Genomic DNA, 19,466 nt, shown 5'->3' with positions numbered 1-19,466 from the left:
GATTTGTCTTGATTAGCCACCCTTTTGGGTTCTTTCCCCAAAAAGAAGTGTCCCGACACGGATAAGGGTGGCACCTTCTTCCAGAGCGATTTGAAAGTCGTGAGACATCCCCATGGATAGGTGGGGAAGGCGCTTTCCGGCTTTCTCCAACTTCTCTTTGATCTCTCGTAGATTTTTAAATGCCCTTCGAATCTTCCCCTCATCCTCTGTGTTAGGCCCTATTGTCATGAGCCCGTCTACCGAGATTCCTTCAAGAAGTTGCATCTGCGGATAGGTTTCCATCACTTCCTCTTCCGTAAAGCCGTGCTTGGTTCCCTCCATTGAGGTGTTCACCTCCAAGAGAATGTGCGAAGTCACCCCCTTTTCAACACTGACCTCCGCCACTTTCTTAGCCAGCTCAAGCGAATCGATGGAATGAATGAGAGACACCTCCCCCACCACCTTCCTGACTTTGTTTTTTTGCAGCGTACCAATAAAATGCCACTCAATGTCTTTGGGAAGAGCCTCTTTTTTGGAGACCCACTCCTGCACCTTACTTTCGCCGAACAAGCGGCATCCTTGCTTATACAGGCCAAGAAGTTTCTCTACCGGCTGATTTTTCGAGACGGCAATCAACCTTACCTCGTCATTTCGACCCTCACGCGCGGCGATAGAATCAATCGAGGCAAGGAGCTGCCAATAGTCAATATACTCTTCCGTCATGGTGATATAACGCCTTTGGCTTCCCTAAAATCTCGGAGAGCAAAATCCCTCTTCTCAGACTGGCCTCGTTGAGCAAAAGAGCTGCGCGGGAGGGCTCATACACATCTTTTGCATTGTAGATCTCCTCCTCTGTCAACTCCTCTTCAAAACTCGCTTCGAGCTCCTTGAGGCGCCTGTCGGCAACGGTGCTCTGCAGTTTTCGCTGTTCCACAGCGCTGACCTGACGCCTCTTCTCGATCGTACTCTGGAACCGAAATCGATCCTTTTCCCTTTTTTTAGGGGGAGAGGGAAAGGAAGTTTCCCTTGAAGGTTGAGTGCTTCTTGCCACAGCGGGTTCACTTTCGAAATCATCTTCATCCCACTCATCATCTTCCGTTTGGGCATGGTCTTCAGGAACCTCTTCAAACTCCTGCTGCCGCCCTTTTCCAAATCGTTTTTCGATGAAAGGGCGCAATGCCATATAGACAAAAGCTAAAAAAGCAACGACGAGACCGATTATGTCGGAAAGATTGATGGGCTGATTTCCCTTGGCTGGCATGGATTACCTGCCTCCTTCCGGGTGGATTCCCTCGTCCTTCTCAGGCTTCGAAAGTGATTTCCTCATCTCTGTGTCCGCCTGGACATTCTGGATCCGCTGGTAGTCCATGATGCCCAGATTCCCCTTTTCAAAAGCTTTTGCCATCGAGAGAGGCACCGCCGCCTGGGCCTCGACAAGTTTCGCCTCCATGTCTTTGACCTTAGCTTCGTTTTCTTGTTTGACGGCAACAGCCATAGCACGCCTTTTCTCCGCCTCCGCCCTTGCGACCCGCATATCGGATTCAGCTTGGTCGGCCCTCAGTTTAGCTCCCACGTTCTCGCCAAGCACCATCTCGACGATATCGATTGAGAGAATCATGAACGCTGTCGAAGAGTCTAGCCCCTTTTCGAGCACAAGCTTTGATATCCGTTGAGGAGCCTCCATTACCTGAAGATGGGTGTCTGAACCGCCGATCGCTCCGACAATACCTTCGCCAACCCGTGCGATGATTGTCTCTTCTGTCGCACCACCGACAAGCTGCGCGATGTTTGTTCTGACTGTAACCCTTGCTCTTACGTTAATCTGAATACCGTTTTTAGCAACGCCGGTGATGAACCCGCCGTGGCTGGGGCAGTCGATGACTCTGGGATTGACAGATGTCCTGATCGCTTCGCGTACATCCCTGCCGGCAAGATCGATTGCTGTCGCACGGCGCCAGTCGAGCACGATATTGGCTTTGTCTGCCGCGATCATCGCGTCGACTACTTCCTTGACATGACCTCCTGCCAGGAAGTGTGTTTCCAGATCTTCTACCGAAATCTGCTTAAGGCCGGCTTTGTAGGCATTGATCCGCGCATTGACGATCACTCGGGGCGGGATTTTCCTCAGGCTCATACCGATGATGTTGAAAAGCTGGATAGGTGTGCCAGAAACAAACGCCTGGAACCACAAACTGATGAATTTACCCATAATACTAAGAAGCACGATCACAATGATCGACAACGCGATGAATAGAAAATAGACTTCCATAGGATTCTCCTGAGATACGCGAATGCGAACTCTAAACTGGTTTCTCTAATATTTTTCGGTTTAAACTTTTTTAACGAGGAGGGTGTCACCTTCCCCGCCAATCACTTCGACAGCTTCTCCCCTTTCCATGAGACCGCTTTGGGAGATGGCAGGATATTGCTTTCCTTCGATACGCACATGTCCTCCCGGCCTCAGCTCAGTTGCCACCAACCCTTTTTTGCCGACTAAGCTTTTATCCCAGCTCGATGCGACAAATCCTTCCTGATTTTGCGAAGAGTAGATGGAGTGGCGGAAACGTCCTTGCCGAAGCCATCTCATCATTGTAAAAACAAGCAGCAAGACGAGCGCTCCGGAGATGATAAAAAACAAAAAACCTGTAAGCATCGATCCCGTGCCCACTGCGGCGTAAACGGAGGCGGTGATGATGAGCGTCGCTCCGATGACGGCAAAAAAACCTCCAGGAGTGAAAAACTCGATCGCTACCGAGATCAGACCTAGGAATAAAAGTAGGAGTGCCTCTCCCATTGTCAGACTTCCTCCCTCTTGATCACAATGACCGAACTTCCGTCCAATCGGGAGACCACAATCTCCTCTCCTTTCTCAATATAAGAGCCCTCCGACAAAGCGTCGAATAACTTGCCATTTACTTCCACCTTTCCCGACGGTCTAAGCGTCGTGGAGGCAACTCCACTTTCGCCCACAAGCGGCAGCTCATCTGAAGAAAGTCCGGCAACATACCCCTTTGCCGCCTCCTGTTCACTGCCCGTCAAGACAAGGCGCGTCATCGCAGCCAGCTTTGGAGTAAGGTATCTGCCGAGCAGGGCCATCATGACAACAGCCACAACCATCGTGCCCATCAGCCACATCAGCCTGAAGACCACAGCTTCACCTGCAGCGTTTAAAGTGCCTGTGTCAAATTCGTAATCGACACTTTCGAGACCGGGAACCATGATCCCAACAAGACCGATCAGAGCAAACAAAGCACCGATCATTCCCAAAAGACCTCCCGAATGGAGAGTTGCCACTTCCAGTGCGATCATGAGGATACCTCCGACAACAAAGATCACCTCCAGCCAGCTGGCTATCTCAAGAGACAAATTGGAGAGGATCATCAGGAAAAGGCAAGTCAGGGCAAGCGTGCCCGGTATTCCAAACCCCGGAGTGGACATCTCCATATAAAAACCGATGATCAGTCCAAGCATCAACAGGGAAGAGACGACAGGCGAGGCCAGAAGAACAAAGAAGCGGGTTTTGATGTCCATGCGATAAGCATCGACCTCTGCCCCTTTCAACTGGTTAAAAAATGGAGCATGCGACAGCAGCATCTTTTCAAAGGGCCACTTGCCGGATGCTTTTTCCTCTTCGGTAATCGTGCCTGTTTTTTCAGGAAGCAGCATCCGGTCGGCAACGGCGTATTCGACCATTTGTTCAGCGTTTAAGGTGAGCAGCTTGCCTTTAGGAGAAATCACTGTGTCAGGATTAAGTCCACCCTTCTTGATCTCCTCTTCGTTTGCAAGCTTGAGTACCCTTCCATCGCGCTCGACCAAGATGATATCTTTGTCAACCATCGCTTCCGCGATATCCGGATTGCGGTCGAAGAAACGGGCTCTGTTGGCAAATTCCGATCTCAGCGCCGAATTAACTTTCTCTGATGCGGACTCCATCTTTCCGCCTTCCCCTATCGTCACAGGTTCCGCCGCGCCCATACTCCCGTCCTTTGTCGTGTAGATAAAACGGCAGGAATAGGCGATCAATGCCCCGGCTGAAATGGCCCAGTTATCGATATACGCCACGACAGGAATGCCTTCTTGTGTGTCAAACTCCTGAAGGGCACTTGCTATCTTCTGGGCAGCAAAAACCTCGCCGCCCGGGGTATCGAGCTTCAAGATAAGAAAGTCAGGTTTATTCTTTTTGAAAAAAGCAAGGGCGCTCTTGACGTAAAGCCAAGTCGATTCGCTGATCATCGAGGAATGATCGATGATCTCCAGATAGCCGATACGCCCTTTTTTTTCCGGATCGATACGAATCGCTTTCACGAGCTTGGCATCTAAGTTTGTAGAGACGGAATAACCCTGAGGAGCCTCCGTGTCTTTCTTATCTAAGGAGTATCGTGTCAACAGTTCGTTTGCGGTGCTGATTTCTTTGGCGATTCCGAGCGCTAAAATCTCGCCCTGACCGATAACCTTTCTTTCCTTTTGTCCGCTCTCCGGCTCTACCATCGCTCCGGCAAGAGTTCGCAGTATGGAGCTCTTATCACCGGCTGGGATGAGGCTTTGAACTTGACTTCTGAGAATATTTGATGGCACAGACTGTTCATTACCAAGAGGAATGTCTCCCCAGGTAGCGAACGATGCGATGTAGAATTCGTCAGAAAGAAAAGGAAGTATGGCAGACGGGCCGACGCTTGTCCCATCAATAAAAATGATCACCCTCAGTCCGTTATTTCTGCGAGCTGTATAAATCTCTCTCGCTAATTTCAGGGTATCCTTGAGGGACCCCCCGGAGGAGTTGATGCGGATAATCAGGTTCGATTTTTGAGGATCCGAAGTGTGCAGCTCTTTGATAAAGCGATCCACGGTAGCTTCCGTCAAAGAACCTTCTATGTTGAAATACAATGCCTGCTCTTCAGCGGCAATTGGATTGATCAATGCTAAAAGAGACACCAGGATGGTGAGAAAGAATTGATAATAGGAGACAGGATTTAGATGATCAAGCTTGAGCACGTGACTTGTCCGCCTATCGTAGAGACACTTGAGGATACTCGATCATCATACACAATTCTTTTTTTTCCGCCACTTCAGATCAATAGCTCATCCTTGCCTTGGACGATCACCTTCGCCGGTCGGACGGGAGCTTCCCTCCCAGCGGAAAATCCTCCTCCAATCCTTCTTCATGCTGACCACCTTCCAGCCTTTGAGCCCCGCCTCTGTTTTAAGCCCCTCAGAAAAAGTGCCGATCTTTGAGTCGGCTCCATAAGAATATTCTCTGTGTTCGTCGTCGTGGGAGATAAGCACCTCAAGATGGGGTCCGGGATTATTTCCTGTCCATTCAAGCATCTGTTTGTCTCCATCGGAATTGCCAAAAGCAGCGATAGGTCTTCTGCCGACCATCAGGTTAATCGCTTCAGGCTTTCCCTCTTTATCATCGACAAAAAGAATCGCGGGTTTCCTGCGCAGCACAGGGACTCCCCCTTCGTACTCGTATTTTACCCTGCCTGCGGTTCCGATCACTTGTTCCGGTGGTATGCCGTAAACTTTCTCGGCATATGACCTCATGAACTCCTGCCCGCCGCCTGAAACGATGTAAACTTTAAAGCCATTGGCCTTAAACAACCTAATCACCTCCAGCATAGGCTCATATACAAGATCCGTAAAAGCTCTCTTGTAGCGGGGATGACGGGCCGTTTGCAGCCAACCTTTAACCGCGTCTTGAAAGTCCTCGATTGTCATCCCGGCATGTATCTTGGACACAATGGCTTCAATCTCAGACTCCTTCACGTCGTTCTTCACTTCCAAATCATCTGCCTGCTTTTTTTTCTGCACCGGATCTTTGCCGCTCATCTCTTTGATCCGCTCCAAAGCAAAATACTGCTGGGGGTAGAGAGGCTGCTCAACCCATAGGGTGCCATCCTGGTCGAAAACAGCGATGCGCTCAGACTCTGGTACATAGTCCTTTCCAGACTTATCTGTCACTCCCCGGACAAACTGTAATATGGCCTCTTTGATCGGCCCATTGCTCCATGAAGGAAGCGGATCAGCGAAGGCGGCAGCAGCCTGAAACGACAGCAGCAAAACGAAAATGAGTGAGCGGGCTTTGAAGTGCACCATAAAAGAACTCCAGTTTGCAAACAGATCAGCAGGCGCTAAGCCGGGAGAGCTTTCTTAAAATCTCATCCACCGCATCACCCCTTCGCTGCAGCGCCATAATCTTCATCTGCTTTTGTGGACAACAACGCGATAACAATCAACCTGTTTTTTAAAGGCAAAGACAGAGATTTTCAAGCTTTCAGCGCCCAAAAGAAAAATCAAACCATACCTATTTAAACTCTAGAAATTTGCACCAAATCATAAACAGCTCTAAACTGCTGCTTTAAAAGAGTATAGCTCCAGAATATTGGATTGATTTGCAGAATCTTCTATTTCAAAGCTTATATATATACCGAAATCAGGAACTGCCAATGCAACTGTTTACAATCCAAGACAAATTGAACCGAAAGATCACGATCGAATCTGAAACCACGACCCCGTTTCAGAGCTCTTTGTCCAAAGAATGCATACGATCAGCACAGGCCTCACAAGGGCCTATACCGAAACAACTTGAAGAATTGGCCTTTGGCTTCGTCGGATTTACTTAAGAATTTTCGTTCTCACTCGCGCCTTGCCTCTCGGCAATGGTCGCTCGCTCCGGACAAAAATTCTTAAGGCCCTCCTAGCCAAATCTCCAATTCTTCAAGTTGTTTCGGTATACACACCCGTCGAGCTTAAGTTTTCTAAACAGTTCCCCCACTATTTGGCCCAAGACAAGTTCTTGCACTCAATTACTCCCTTGATGAGGGAAGGAGCAGGCAAAGTTCAATGGTCTCAGGTGGAAAGGGAAATCACGCAAATTCTGGACCGTTTTTCTAATCACGATTTTCAGAAGGGCTTCTTGGATAACAGAGAAATGAGCGCCAGTTTCACACATCACCTGCTCATTGCCAAGGAGGGTTCAAGCCCGCTGGGCGCCCTCTATTGCATGATGAGCAAGACAGATAATCAAAAAGTTGTCCGTGTTCCCTTATCCGCGATCCATCCTGAAGCAGAAAAACCGAGGAATCGGCAGAAATCTGATGATGAACGTCTTAAGACAGATTCCGGACTGCAGGAAAATCGCACTGTCGACGCGCGTCTCAAACAAAAAAGCAATCAGTGCTTATCAGCATTGGGGATTTACTCCCGTTGCCGGCACAATGGAGTCTTGGGCCAATCTGGAGTATATTGTAGAGTAGGATCGGATAAGAGCCTGTCTTGAAACTTTGCTGAAAGATTTTGTTATAAGACGGGCTCCAAGGCGCTGAAGACCCGGCCATTTCTTTCTGAAGCATCGATTGCCAAAAAAAAAGCATCCGTCTCTTCTCGAACAAGCGAAAGCTCCACGGGATGCGAAAAGCAGCCTTTGTCCTCTAGTGCTGCGCCAATTGTTTTTAACAACACCATTTTGACTCCTTCTCCCTTGTTCTTCTTATCAAGGTAGAGAGGGCGTTGAATCTTTTCGAAACTCAAACCTTCCAAATTGTGTCGGTATACTTTCAGGAGAGGAGATACAGCTTCTTCGATGACCTTAAGGTCTTCAGGGGGTAAAATTCCCATTCTGGTGGATATACGGCTCTCAAGCTGCATCCCCAGCAGTACCGCGAGTCCATGCGGAATGCGATAGTCGAGCGCGGACTCAAGCGCATGGCCGATCGTATGCCCGAAGTTGAGCAAGTGCCTCATTCCGTTGTCATGCAGATCTTGCTTAACAACATACTCCTTGAGGGCGATCGCGGCTGGAATGTTCGACGCGATGGCAGGGAGGGCCGCATCGGAAAAGCCGAGCGCGATGGATTGAAGACGAAAAAATAAATCGGGGTGAAACAGTAGAGCCACCTTCAACATTTCAGCAAGGCCGGATGCAATCTGAAATAGTGGCTCTGAGTGCAAATAAAAGGGATCTACCAAAATTTTTTGAGGAAGATGAAATGAGCCGATCAGGTTTTTTCCAGACGAGGCATTAACACCGTTCTTACCTCCATGGGCTGCATCCACCATAGCAAGAAGGGTGGTCGGAATCATCACAAGGGGGATGCCGCGGCAGTAGGTAGCGGCAACAAAACCCGCTAAATCCAAAGTGACACCTCCACCAAGAGCGAAAAGAAGAGTATCTCTTGTCAGGCCGGCTGAAAACATCGCGTCTTCCAAACGCTCTTTCGTCAAGCGCGATTTATGCTCCTCTCCCGCCGGAAAGGTAAACAGATTGGCTTCAACGCCATCTTGAATCAGCGCTTCCATTAAATCAGGAGCGTAAAGACCTGCCACACACGCATCGGAAATGATGGCTACTTTTTTTTGGAGAGAACGTGCGAAACGGGCAGCTTCCTTTGACGCGTTTCTCTCCTCTGTGAAAACCACTTCTGAAGATAGCATGGTCATATCCTCGAGGAGCGGCTCATGAGCAACAGGTCGGCAAGTACAATTTTTGTCATTGCCTCCACCACCGCGACCGCCCTAATGGCAACGCACGGATCATGTCTCGATCCTTCAGGGTATTTCATGACGGTTTCCCTGGCATCCAATGTCACTGTCTTCATCTCCTTTTTGATGCTGGAAGTAGGCTTGAAGGCCACTCTGAAGACGAGCGGCATACCTGTCGTGATTCCACCCAGAGTGCCTCCTGCATTGTTGGTCTCCGTCTCGATTCTGTCGTTCTTCAAAATGAAGCTATCATTGTGCCTGGAACCGCGCATGGAAGCTGCCATGAATCCGGCGCCAATCTCAAATCCTTTGCTGGCAGGAATCGAGAGCATTGCGAAGGCAAGCCGCGCCTCCACTTTTTGATAAACAGGCTCTCCGAGCCCCGGTGGAAGGGGATAAACGATTGTCTCCACAACACCTCCGATAGAGTCTCCCTCTTCGACAGCTTGCTTGACAGCCTGTTTAATCAAAGCGTCTCCAAGCGGTTCAGGACAAAAAACCGCACTCTCCGCCCGTCTTTTTTTCCACGGTTCGAGCCCTTCTTCGGTAATGCATGGACTCTCTTCCATTCCTTTTCCTTCCGCCTTTTTCAGGTAAGACAAAATGTCAATTCCCTGGGCTTTCAGGATCTTGTCAGCAATAACTCCGGCAGCTACCCTGCACACTGTTTCCCTAGCCGAGGAGCGTCCACCTCCCCGCCAGTCGAAAACGCCATACTTCTCCATGTAAGTGAAATTTGCGTGACCCGGCCTCAATGTATCCTTGATCGGTTCGTAATGTTCCGATTTTGTATCGCCATTGTCAAAAACAAGGGCAATGGGTGCACCTGTCGTTTTACCGCCAAAAACTCCCGATAAAATCCGGGGAGTATCCGCCTCCTTGCGAGCAGTGACAAAAGGGCTGCTTCCTCCACCACGCATCTCCAGCGCCGATTGAAAATCCTGTTCCGAGACGTCAATGCCCGAAGGGCAACCATCGATCACAAGACCGATTGCCGGTCCATGTGACTCTCCAAAAGATGTAATCTTAAAAACTTCGCCAAAAGTGTTACTTGCCACTTTGAACTCCTCTATACCGAAAGTGTCTCAAAATTTGTTTTTTGGGGCAGTCACTTGGAGACTGTTAAGGATTGAAGCCAGCATACCGCTTGGATCACAGCCTCATCAAAAGAAACTGATCCCCAGTCGATGGTGAAGTCTGCCAATTCTTCAAATACGCATCTTCTGTCTTTGCAAAGCGCAGAAACAGCCTCACTGCAGCCTTCTTTTACAAACACCAAAGGATTCTCTTGCAGTCTCGCTACCCATGCAGTCTCCGGAATCTTCAAGTAAATGCATCTGCCGCATCGCTTTACCAACTCCCGATTTATTTTTGAAATCAACGCTCCGCCGCCCAGCGACACAACGGCTTCTTCCGAAAAGTCAAGACAGGAAAGAGTCTCCTCTTCCATTTGTCGAAAAGCCCTCTCCCCTACTTTCAGATACAGCTCTTTAATCGTCAAACAAGTCTCTGCTGACGAATTGACCCTTCTTAAAATTTCCGCATCAAGGTCGATAAATGAAAAAGGGAGCCGGCTGGCGAGCTCTTTGCCAAATGTGGTTTTGCCTGCGCGGGGCAGTCCCATGATAAACACCATCATCACACGCACTTGAGATCTGCGCCCATCCGACGCATCTCCTCCGGAAAGTTGGCGTACGTTTTTTCTATGCAGGATGTCTCTTGAACATAAGTCTCCCCGTCTGCTCCAAGACCGGCAGCGATAAAGGCCATCGCCATCCGATGATCGTGGTGGGAGTTTACGACCGCTCCCTGCAGAGGGCCTCCTTCGATCACAAGACCATCGTCAATTGTCTGGATGCGAGCTCCCATCTTTTTGAGTTCGCTTGCAAGCACCCCAATGCGATCACACTCTTTAAACCGGGCGGCTTCTGCATTGCGGATGACCGTCTTACCCTTGCTGTAACAGGCAATGACCGACAGCGCTGCGATTGCGTCGATGCAATCGTTGATATCAATTTCAATGCCACAAAGATCTCCGGGGCAAACCTTAAGAGTTGTTCCACAGGGGCTCCAAACCACCTTAGCGCCCATCGTTTCTATGATCTGAAAGAATCGGATATCTCCTTGGCCATCGTCTTTTTGAAGACCTTTTAGCTCAACTTCGGTACCACTGATAAGAGCCGCCGCTGCAGGAAATGCCGCAGAGCTGATGTCACCACCGATCCGATAGTCAAACGAATTAAAAGAACTGTGCATTTCTACAGTAATTGAGCTGCCCTGTAAAGAGACCTTTGCCCCGGCCTTTTTAAGCCAGGCGGCTGTCAGCTCCACCCACGGCACCTCTCCCATTTCATCGACATCGATTCTGAAAATCCCCCTCTGCAGAGCCGCTGCAATCATGAGGGAAGAGACTGGCTGGGAGTCGACACCACGGATCTTGGCCCTCCTATTCGTCAAAGGCCCTCTGATAACGACGGGAGCTAGGCCGTTCGCTCTCGTTGAAACGGCTTCTCCACCCAGCTGCGTTATCCCCGACAGAAGCTCTTGCATGTTCCTCATTTTTCTAATCGAGGCGTCGCCGGTTAGCACCGTATAACCCGGCGCGTTGACCGCAATGGCTGCCAAAAACCTCAGCATGATTCCGGAATTGCCAACATCGATGACATCATCGGCTCCCCGCCACTCTCCCCCGGTTCCCTTGATCTCCAGGCTCTCGCCACTTAAGGAAAAATCCGCCCCAAACATTTTTAGGGCATATATCATACGCTCTGTGTCAGCGCTCTTAAGAAAAGCGTCTACCCGGCTGATCCCATTTCCTGCCGCTCCAAACAGAAGGGCTCGCATCGTCTGCGATTTCGAAGGAGGAACCAGGAGCGACCCTGCGGGTTTGCTTTTTCTGACTTTGATGCTCAAGCCAACGCCGCCTTAAGGTTCTTCAAAGAGGAAACAAACTCCATGATTGCCTCTTTGGTCGCTATCAAATGACTCTCCTCGTGCGCTGCCGAAATGAACCAGGCTTCAAACGGCGAGGGCGGAATGAGTATTCCTCTCTCCAGCATGTGCAGGAAAAATCGTTTAAAAAGAGATTGATCTGTCTGCAGGGCCTCTTCCATGCTGCCAACACTTCTTCGTCCGAAAAACAGAGTTACCATCGACCCTACCCTTTGCATCGAAGCATCAATTCCCTCTTCCTCGATAAAGCGAGCGACTGGATCGGCAAGGATCCGGGCTTTTCTTTCGAGATCTTCGTAGAAACCCTTTTCCTCCGTCATCAAAATAGCTTCAAGCCCGGATGCCATAGCTACCGGGTTACCTGACAAGGTTCCAGCCTGATAGACAGCGCCAAGGGGGGCGAGGATATCCATGATTTCTCTCCTACCCCCGAAGGCTGCCGCGGGAAATCCGCCGCCGATGATTTTAGCAAAGCAGGTAATATCCGGAATCGTGTCGTAAATCGACTGCGCTCCCCTCAAGCCTAGCCTGAAGCCTGTCATCACCTCATCAAAGATTAGAAGGGCCCCCGCTTTTGATGTTTCTTCCCTCAGGGAGGTCATGAAAGCCTCTGTCGCCGGGACGACACCCATATTACCGGCAACCGGTTCGATGATAACAGCTGCAATCTCCTGTCCTCTTTGCCTGAACAGTAATTTCAGGGCGTTTAAATCATTGAAAGGAAGGCAAACGGTATTGCTTACCGTTTCTGAAGGAACGCCCTCGGAAGAGGATGTCGCATTCATGCCGAGAAGACCGGAACCGGCCCGGACCAAAAGCATGTCGGCATGGCCGTGGTAGTTACCTGAAAACTTGACGATCAGATCTCTTTTCGTAAAACCCCTTGCCAGACGCAAAGCACTCATCGTCGCTTCGGTGCCCGATGAAACGAAGCGGATCTTTTCGACGGAAGGTACTCTCTCGATGATTTTCCTTGCCAGCTTCTCCTCGATCTCCGTTGTCATGCCGAATGTCGAGCCCCTCTTCAGCTGCTCTTCAGCTTTTCTCACAATCCGGGGATGGGCATGCCCATGAATCAAAGCTCCCCAGGACTGCACATAGTCGATCCACTCGTTTCCATCCGCGTCAATCAAAAGAGCGCCTCTTCCTTCTCTCGCCACGACCGGTGTCTCAAGAAGATCTTTGAAGGAGCGGACCGGAGAGTTGACACCTCCCGGAATCACAGTCTGTAGTGCTTTGAAAATCTCCTGGCTTCGCTTCCTTTCTTTCATTCCTTCACCGTAATTGTATTTTTAGCTTCGGATGTTAGTGACTATTTGAGCTGAACACAAGGAGAAATGTTTGGGGATAACTCCTCTATCGGATATAATAGCTTGTGGATCTCTAAGAGATCTCCCTCTTCTTTTGAATCCAAATGCTATAGAAATGCCATGACAGGACACGACAACTCCTCAGAAATTACAACCAACCGCAAGGCGTTTTATAACTATGAAATTTTAGAAACGCACGAAGCGGGCATTGTACTTACCGGAACGGAAATCAAATCTCTTCGGCAAACAGGAGCCTCCCTGCAGGAAGCTTTTGTCAAAGTGTTACGCGGATCCATCTGGCTGATTGGTTCCTACATCGCTCCCTATTCCCATGGCAACATCTACAACCACGAAGAGCGAAGGGAGCGTAAGCTTCTCATGCACAAAATGGAGATCGAAAAACTCCTTTCCCTGCAGCAGGAAAAGGGAGTGGCCATCATTCCTCTGGCCCTCTACTTCAAAAAGGGAAAAGTTAAGGTGCGGCTAGGCGTTGGCCGGGGAAAGAAGATGCACGACAAGAGGGAAGCCATCAAAACCAGAGATGAAAAGCGCCGGATGGAAGAAGCCAAGAAGTGGGGCCGCTAAGAGAGATGGCCAAAATCATCATAGCGACCGTCCACAAAAGCAAAGAACCCTGGCTCGATCTCGGTTGCAAAGATTACTTGCAAAGGCTAGCTCCGCGGCATCCCGTGGAAATCGTTCTCTATAAAGATGAAGAACGCCTTGCGAAGGCCATCAACGAAGACAAACGTCCCATCCTGCTTGACCCAAGGGGCAAGCAGCTTGACAGCAAAGCTTTTGCATTGATGCTTGAAAAAGAGATTGAAATTCGCGGCAACGACGCCTTTTTCGCCATCGGCGGCCCTGAGGGCTTCTCTCAGGAACTAAAGGCGGGAAAGTCACTGATCAGCCTCTCGCCAATGACCTTCACCCACCAGATGGCTCGCCTGCTGCTTTTAGAGCAGATCTATCGCTCCTTTGAAATTCTGCGCGGCTCACCCTATCACAAGTAGAGTCTTGCAAAACGTTAGTGCGCCAGCAGGTTAAAACTTATCAAACGAACAAATCGGTTGCTTCGTCAATTCATGAACGGCTTCAATGCGTGGTGATTTTCCTTCAGGGAAAAGGGGCTACGGGGAGGCATATTAAATTCAATATACCTCGTGAACCGCCCCTTCTCCCCTAGCAAAAGAATTTCAATCGAGTGGATTGACTAATTTGACGACAGCACTAGACGCTCTTCGCTGCAGGCACCTTCGGAATTGTCCTGGCAATGCGAAAAAAGTGCATCGAACCACTAATCAGCGCTGAGCCGACAGCCACATCGATAAACCCTCGGATATCGGCCGGAAGATCCAGCGCTTTCATCAAAAGCCCAATCCCCATCATCGCAAGCACCAGTGCAAAATAGCGGAATCCAAAAACAAGTTTTGCATGCGCCGGCTCCGGCAGGGTGAGAATTTTCGAAGAAAGCCTGTGCACAGCTTTCTGAAGAACATAGCGAACTTTCAGATATCCGACGAAAAGAGCTATGGCGATCAGGATGCAGGCCGCCTGCTCTCTGCCGCCAGCGACAGGACCTAAAAACCCGAGCAGCCACGAACTTGCCGCAAATCCTTTGGCAGAGTCGATGAGATAACGGATTCCCACCGTCAGTAAAGAAAAGCCAACAGCCAGCCAGATCAGACCTGCCAGGCGGTGGAAAGTTTTGTGTCTCGCTTTGAACATGATCTTCGATCTTCCTTTGTTCTATTTGTGCCGGACCTCTGCAAGCTGAAGACGCGGCGAATTAAAATGCGTTTAAAATAACCGGCAATTGTACCCAAAGGATCTCAAAGTTTGGTATTTTTTACTTTGGATCTTTCGATATAATTGCTTGATCATTCAACTTATAAAATTCGGGCGGCAAGCTTAAAAAACCCCGCTCCAGAATGCTGGAGGTATGTAGACATTACAAAACTTGTCGTTAAGTATCAACCGTGAAAAACATTTATCTTGGACTATAACCCGAGCATCCCTAAAATTGCCCAAAAACAGACGGACTTATGCAACAGAGGAAAATCAGTAATGGACAGATCATCTCGCTCCTTGCTGGTAACATTCTGGAGCACTACGATTCAGCACTCTTCGGTCTCCTCTCCCCTATCTTAGCTCCTCTATTTTTTCCCTCACAAGATCCGCTTGTCAGCCTGATGATGACCTACGCTCTTATCCCGCTCGGATTTCTCTCAAAGCCCCTCGGTGCACTGTTCTTTGGGCACCTCTGTGATAAAATTGGAAGAAGACAATCTCTTCTCTTTTCTCTTTTCGGAATGAGTCTTACGACAGTTGCCTTTGCCCTGATCCCCACTTATCAGGAAGCGGGAGCCATGGCGCCGGCACTCCTCATCATCTTGCGTATTCTGCAGTCTTTTTTTGCCAGCGGCGAGAACATCGGGGGCGCCATACTCCTCTTGGAGAGGACCCCGCTGGAAAGACACAACTTATTGAGCAGCCTATGGAGTTCCGCGACGATCGGAGGAATCATTTTGGCTTCATTTGCCGTGACATGCATCAGCTGTCTCGCCGAAGAGGGACAGCATTGGCGGGCACTCTACTTGCTTGGTTCGATCACAGCGCTGGCAGGTCTAATTTTACGCTTCAGCATACCTGCCGAGGACGAGATACCGAAAAAGGAGGCAAAAGCTCCTTGTTTTAAAGAATCGATGCACGCGCTGGTAAGCCATCGCAAAGAACTGATCATGATCGCTCTTGCCTCCGGCTTCTCCTACTCCACTTACACCGTGGCGCTCGTGATGATCAATGGATTCATCCCTATTGTCTCCCCCATCTCGTACACTTCCATAATGAAGATGAACAGCGCGCTTCTAATTCTGGATCTTGTTTTACTCCCCTTAAGCGGGCTACTCGCCTCTAAATTCTCCAAAGAAAAAATGATGATGGCTTCAGTGCTGGCAGCTACCTTCTTAGGCGTCCCCCTTTTTATGCTGCTTGAAGGGGCGTCCTATATGCTGATCGTCTTCATCCGCGTTCTCTTTGTAGTGATCGGCGTCTTTTTCTCCGCCAATTTCCACTCATGGAGCCAGCATCTTGTCCCTAAAACTAACAGGGGCATCATCATTTCATTCGGCTATTCCCTAGGATCGCAGCTTTTGGGGGCCCCCCCAGCCAGTTTGTCTCTTTGGCTCTACTCCAAGACTCAGTCCCTGGCTTTCGCATCAGGCTACTGGGTGATCCTGGCGTTTTTCTGCCTCATTGCTTTCTCCAAAATGTTCGAAGTGTTCATCAAACCCCCATCCTTCTCCACTGAAACCACCTGATCGCATATTTTTTAAGTTTGCAATATCCGCGTCCGTGTTAAACTGCTTTTGCCCGAATCTTCGGTATCCAAGTTAAACCCATCTGTATAAGCGAGACTTGTCATGAAAAGAATCTTAGTTAAAGAGCTGCCCGTTCATGTAGAAAAACCCGTTCTTCTTAAAGGATGGCTGAATAACATCCGCTCGATGGGCAAAATCAACTTTCTTCTTTTACGAGACCGCACCGGACTTGCTCAAATCGTGATCGAGGATAAAGAAGAATATAAAAAAATCAGTCAACTCCAGCCAGGAACAGTTCTTGAAATCACAGGCGATGTGAAGAAAAACGAGGCGACCCAGCTTGGGGCGGAGGTAGTCAACCCGAAAATCCGGGTCATGGTACCGATCAAAGAAGTGCCCCCCATCGACTACTACAAACCCGAAATTCAGTCGGATTTGGATTTCATTTTAGACAACAGACCGATTGCACTCCGTAACAGGGAGCTGCAGGCTGTTTTTAAAATACAGGCCGAGCTGGCGCATGCCTACCGCCTCTTCATGCACGATACGATAGGCGCTGTCGAATACTTTGCACCAAACATCATCGGCGCCTCCTCAGAAGGAGGAGCTGAATTCTTCAATGTCGATTACTTCGGCTACACGGCAACTCTCGCTCAAAGCAGCCAGCTGTACAAACAGATCATGGTGGGAGTCAACGAACGCGTTTTCGCCATCATGCCTTTCTTCCGAGCCGAAAACTCCAATACACCGCGCCATCTCGCGGAAGGAAAGCAGTTTGAATTCGAAATGGGATTTTTCGAAGATTGGCATGAAATTTTGGATGTTCAGGAAGGGTGCATCAAATTCATGGTGAACTGGCTGAACACCACTTGCAAGACAGAGATCGAGACTCTGGGGGGCAAGTTCATCAAAGCCGACCCGTCAATCCCCTTTCCCAGGTTAACTTTCAAAGAGGCTCAGGAGCTGTTTTATAAACGTACCGGCATCGACGAGCGGGAAGAACCTGATTTAAGCCCCGCTGCCGAGCGCGAGCTTTGCAAATGGGCGCTTGAAGAGAAAGGAACGGATCTTGTCTTTGTGATCGACTGGAAAACATCGAAACGTCCATTCTACGCCTACCCGAATGATGAAAACCCCGAGCTTTCCAACACGTTCGATCTTCTGTGCGCCGGAACGGAAATCACCTCCGGTGGTGAAAGACGCCACACCTTTGATTCCATGGTAGAAGGAATCCTTGCCAAGGGAATGGATCCTAAAAACTTCGAGGACTATCTAAGCATCTTCAAATACGGCATGCCACCCCACGGAGGCTTTGGCATGGGCTTGGAGAGGCTTACGATGACCTTCCTTCACCTCAAAAACATCCGGGAAGCCTCTCTTTTCCCCTCCGACCCCAAAAGGATAGCTTCCACTCGTCTAAAAGCGAAAATCTTTTATGGCGATGAGAATATCCGTAACGAGATATTAAGGTTATTGAAATCAGGCTCTCTGACCTACCAACACATGACCCACGAGGCGACACCCACCTCGGAGGAATCCGCTCGGGTTCGCTCCACAAAAATGGAAGAGGGGGTCAAATCGATTATTTTGAGAGGAAAGTCCTCTAAAAAGAACTACCAGGTCAATATTCCTTCCCACTTAAAGTTGGACATGAAAGCCGTGGCGGACTTGATTGGAGAAAAATGCGAATTTGAAAGCCCCGAGGTAATCCGGGAGAGGTTTGGCTTAGAGATCGGTGGAATTCCTCCCTTCGGCGTCCTGATGAACCTGGACACTTTCTATGACGAGACCATTGGTGATCAGGAAAAAGCAGCGTTCAACTGCGGGTTCCTAACAGAATCGATTGTGATGAACTCCAAAGACCTGCTTGCAGTAGTTGCTCCAAAAGTAGGGCGCTTTTCAAAAGCGTAACCTTGACGTCCATTGAGACTGCCTCATTCACCCCGAATGAGGCAGGCGTTTCTTTTCGTTTAACTTATACCGAAAGTGTCTCAAAATTTGGTTTTCTCTTTGCCAAAAACCAAATTTTGAGACACTTTCGATATAAAGGCATTCCCCTTCAAATTGACATTTATCCATCAACCCGTTATAATCTTTTTGTTAATTAACGCACGGAAGCCGTTTTAATGAAGAACAAAGAAGAAAATAACACCTGTTGGTTAGTACGCTGCGGCTACTTTCTGCCGGTATTTTTTGTTATTCTCTCTCTTTTTCTAACTCCTTTTGCACTTCCCTCTCTCGATGGAGTCAGCAAAAACACTCTTTCCAATTCCCTGACACTCGCACACCAAAAACCTGTCAAAGCGCCCATACAATCGGTCACTGAAGAGACGCTGAACGCCCTCATCAAGCAAGGGTACTTCATCGCAGCCGATTTAGACACTTTCCTTCCTGCTCCAGCGTTCTACTTCAGCAGCCAGGAGAGTCCTCTTTTCCTCGATGAAGCTTTTTCTCATGACTACCTTAATTTAGAAAACCTCTCCTCAAAACACCATCCTCCCACATACCTCGGTTAAAACCTGTCTGCTACTTGGATTCGTAGAAAGACTCTTCAATCCATAATTGACAATTATTTTTTTAATCAACGAGGTAATAAATGCAAAGCACAACTTCGACAAGGGAATCCCCTGTCATCATCCATGTCGATCATCTCCAGAATGCACCCTGGTATGCGGACTCGAAAATCAAAATCTCCGGTACCCCGCTCACGGTGCACGAGCTTCAGGAAATCAAGGGAAATCGCCTACCCGATGCGGCCACAAGAAGGGACGAAGTGATCCGTCTAATCTATCTCACCACGCTTGCGGAAGAGGGTAAAAGCGCCTTTAACGAAAAGGAACTGGCCCTCTTTAAAGAGAGCGACACAAAAGCCACCCGAGTTATCGTGGCCTTATGGGGCGGCCTATCCATCTCGCTGCTGCTGACTTTCGCATCGCTTGCTGGTCTTACATCGGGCTTAGACTCCTTAAGCAATATGGAAAAGGCGGCGATCGCCGTATCGGTGACCGTCCTATGCGGTGTTGTGATCAACCCCATGGCATACTACGCAACGGGATTTGCTACTAACTCTTCAAGCAATGCCTATAACGACAAGCAAGACATCTCTTTGCGCTACGCCAAGACCCTTAGCAACTCAGCTAAGATCCTGCTTGGTTTGGCTTATGGTAACGTCGAGGAGCAGACGCTTGCCCATGCCATCGTTCAAAATATCGACATGAACGTGTTAAGGGCAAAAGTTGAAGGGGCCTTAAAGAATCCTATAAGGAGCGAAGATATCCTAGACCCTCTAGTCCAGGTGGTTGCCTTCTTGAAGGATGATGATATAGAGCACCTCAAAAAAGAGACGCTAAGACAATTTGTCTTGGCCAAAACTCAAAAAGATCTCGAAGCAGAAAGCATATAGATTCGGGATTCGTATTTCAAT

Annotated in this window: 19 protein-coding genes; 7 read left to right on the top strand and 12 right to left on the bottom strand. The window is 49.1% G+C overall.

Annotated elements, in window-relative coordinates; all coding sequences use genetic code 11:
• Nucleotides 1-12: 12 nt before the first annotated feature.
• The 6 genes from ELAC_RS10535 to ELAC_RS10510 form a co-directional block, all read right to left on the bottom strand.
• A complete protein-coding gene (locus tag ELAC_RS10535; protein ID WP_098039253.1) occupies nucleotides 13-702 on the bottom strand; it encodes a YggS family pyridoxal phosphate-dependent enzyme in 690 nt (229 codons plus the stop codon).
• Complete coding sequence (locus tag ELAC_RS10530; RefSeq protein ID WP_098039252.1) at nucleotides 683-1,240, bottom strand: hypothetical protein; 558 nt, start codon at nucleotides 1,238-1,240, stop codon at nucleotides 683-685. The genes ELAC_RS10535 and ELAC_RS10530 overlap by 20 nt, the downstream gene beginning before the upstream one ends.
• 3 nt (nucleotides 1,241-1,243) lie before the next feature.
• Nucleotides 1,244-2,248, bottom strand: coding sequence for a flotillin-like protein FloA (gene floA / locus ELAC_RS10525; RefSeq protein WP_098039251.1), 1,005 nt, complete (start codon nucleotides 2,246-2,248; stop codon nucleotides 1,244-1,246).
• A gap of 60 nt (nucleotides 2,249-2,308) precedes the next feature.
• Complete coding sequence (locus ELAC_RS10520; RefSeq protein ID WP_098039250.1) at nucleotides 2,309-2,773, bottom strand: NfeD family protein; 465 nt, start codon at nucleotides 2,771-2,773, stop codon at nucleotides 2,309-2,311.
• A gap of 2 nt (nucleotides 2,774-2,775) precedes the next feature.
• A complete protein-coding gene (locus ELAC_RS10515; RefSeq protein ID WP_098039249.1) occupies nucleotides 2,776-4,971 on the bottom strand; it encodes an NfeD family protein in 2,196 nt (731 codons plus the stop codon).
• A gap of 87 nt (nucleotides 4,972-5,058) precedes the next feature.
• Nucleotides 5,059-6,075 (bottom strand): HAD family hydrolase, encoded by a 1,017-nt coding sequence (locus ELAC_RS10510; protein ID WP_098039248.1) that lies wholly within the window; start codon nucleotides 6,073-6,075, stop codon nucleotides 5,059-5,061.
• Between the two features lie 941 nt (nucleotides 6,076-7,016).
• Here ELAC_RS10510 and ELAC_RS10505 point away from each other — a divergent pair.
• Nucleotides 7,017-7,235, top strand: a complete 219-nt coding sequence (locus ELAC_RS10505; RefSeq protein WP_098039247.1) for a GNAT family N-acetyltransferase — start codon at nucleotides 7,017-7,019, stop codon at nucleotides 7,233-7,235.
• Nucleotides 7,236-7,278: 43 nt separating this feature from the next.
• On the opposite strand, the gene aroB is transcribed toward ELAC_RS10505, so the two are convergent.
• The 5 genes from aroB to hemL are packed head-to-tail and all read right to left on the bottom strand — an operon-like array spanning nucleotide 7,279 to nucleotide 12,683.
• Entirely contained in the window at nucleotides 7,279-8,412 is a 1,134-nt protein-coding gene (gene aroB, locus ELAC_RS10500; RefSeq protein WP_158227873.1) for a 3-dehydroquinate synthase, read from the bottom strand.
• Between the two features lie 2 nt (nucleotides 8,413-8,414).
• A complete protein-coding gene (gene aroC, locus ELAC_RS10495; protein WP_098039245.1) occupies nucleotides 8,415-9,518 on the bottom strand; it encodes a chorismate synthase in 1,104 nt (367 codons plus the stop codon).
• Between the two features lie 50 nt (nucleotides 9,519-9,568).
• Nucleotides 9,569-10,084, bottom strand: a complete 516-nt coding sequence (locus ELAC_RS10490; protein ID WP_158227872.1) for a shikimate kinase — start codon at nucleotides 10,082-10,084, stop codon at nucleotides 9,569-9,571.
• A gap of 14 nt (nucleotides 10,085-10,098) precedes the next feature.
• The gene (aroA, locus tag ELAC_RS10485; protein WP_098039243.1) at nucleotides 10,099-11,373 is read right to left on the bottom strand and encodes a 3-phosphoshikimate 1-carboxyvinyltransferase; all 1,275 of its coding nucleotides are present in this window, start codon (nucleotides 11,371-11,373) and stop codon (nucleotides 10,099-10,101) included.
• The gene (gene hemL / locus ELAC_RS10480; protein WP_098039242.1) at nucleotides 11,370-12,683 is read right to left on the bottom strand and encodes a glutamate-1-semialdehyde 2,1-aminomutase; all 1,314 of its coding nucleotides are present in this window, start codon (nucleotides 12,681-12,683) and stop codon (nucleotides 11,370-11,372) included. Before hemL ends, aroA begins: the two co-directional genes overlap by 4 nt.
• A 159-nt stretch (nucleotides 12,684-12,842) precedes the next feature.
• On the opposite strand from hemL, the gene smpB reads away from it, so the two are divergent.
• A complete protein-coding gene (gene smpB / locus ELAC_RS10475) occupies nucleotides 12,843-13,307 on the top strand; it encodes an SsrA-binding protein SmpB (protein ID WP_098039432.1) in 465 nt (154 codons plus the stop codon).
• The gene (locus ELAC_RS10470) at nucleotides 13,295-13,735 is read left to right on the top strand and encodes a 23S rRNA (pseudouridine(1915)-N(3))-methyltransferase RlmH (protein ID WP_143406502.1); all 441 of its coding nucleotides are present in this window, start codon (nucleotides 13,295-13,297) and stop codon (nucleotides 13,733-13,735) included. Before smpB ends, ELAC_RS10470 begins: the two co-directional genes overlap by 13 nt.
• A gap of 217 nt (nucleotides 13,736-13,952) precedes the next feature.
• On the opposite strand, the gene ELAC_RS10465 is transcribed toward ELAC_RS10470, so the two are convergent.
• Nucleotides 13,953-14,450, bottom strand: coding sequence for a hypothetical protein (locus ELAC_RS10465; RefSeq protein ID WP_098039240.1), 498 nt, complete (start codon nucleotides 14,448-14,450; stop codon nucleotides 13,953-13,955).
• Between the two features lie 317 nt (nucleotides 14,451-14,767).
• Between ELAC_RS10465 and ELAC_RS10460 the strand changes: the two genes are divergently transcribed.
• The 4 genes from ELAC_RS10460 to ELAC_RS10445 all read left to right on the top strand — a co-directional run bounded on the left by ELAC_RS10460 (nucleotide 14,768) and on the right by ELAC_RS10445 (nucleotide 19,445).
• A complete protein-coding gene (locus ELAC_RS10460; RefSeq protein WP_098039239.1) occupies nucleotides 14,768-16,042 on the top strand; it encodes an MFS transporter in 1,275 nt (424 codons plus the stop codon).
• Nucleotides 16,043-16,144: 102 nt separating this feature from the next.
• Nucleotides 16,145-17,953 carry an aspartate--tRNA(Asn) ligase gene (aspS, locus tag ELAC_RS10455; RefSeq protein WP_098039238.1) on the top strand — a complete coding sequence of 603 codons (1,809 nt, stop codon included), beginning with the start codon at nucleotides 16,145-16,147 and terminating at the stop codon, nucleotides 17,951-17,953.
• A 215-nt stretch (nucleotides 17,954-18,168) separates the two neighbouring features.
• Nucleotides 18,169-18,558, top strand: a complete 390-nt coding sequence (locus ELAC_RS10450) for a hypothetical protein (protein WP_098039237.1) — start codon at nucleotides 18,169-18,171, stop codon at nucleotides 18,556-18,558.
• Between the two features lie 80 nt (nucleotides 18,559-18,638).
• Nucleotides 18,639-19,445: a hypothetical protein gene (locus tag ELAC_RS10445; RefSeq protein WP_098039236.1), complete on the top strand. Its 807-nt coding sequence runs from the start codon at nucleotides 18,639-18,641 to the stop codon at nucleotides 19,443-19,445.
• Nucleotides 19,446-19,466: the final 21 nt, after the last annotated feature.

The organism is Estrella lausannensis (assembly GCF_900000175.1).
In the GTDB taxonomy this organism is placed as follows: Bacteria; Chlamydiota; Chlamydiia; order Chlamydiales; family Criblamydiaceae; genus Estrella; species Estrella lausannensis.
This window is presented reverse-complemented; position numbering and strand designations above follow the sequence as displayed.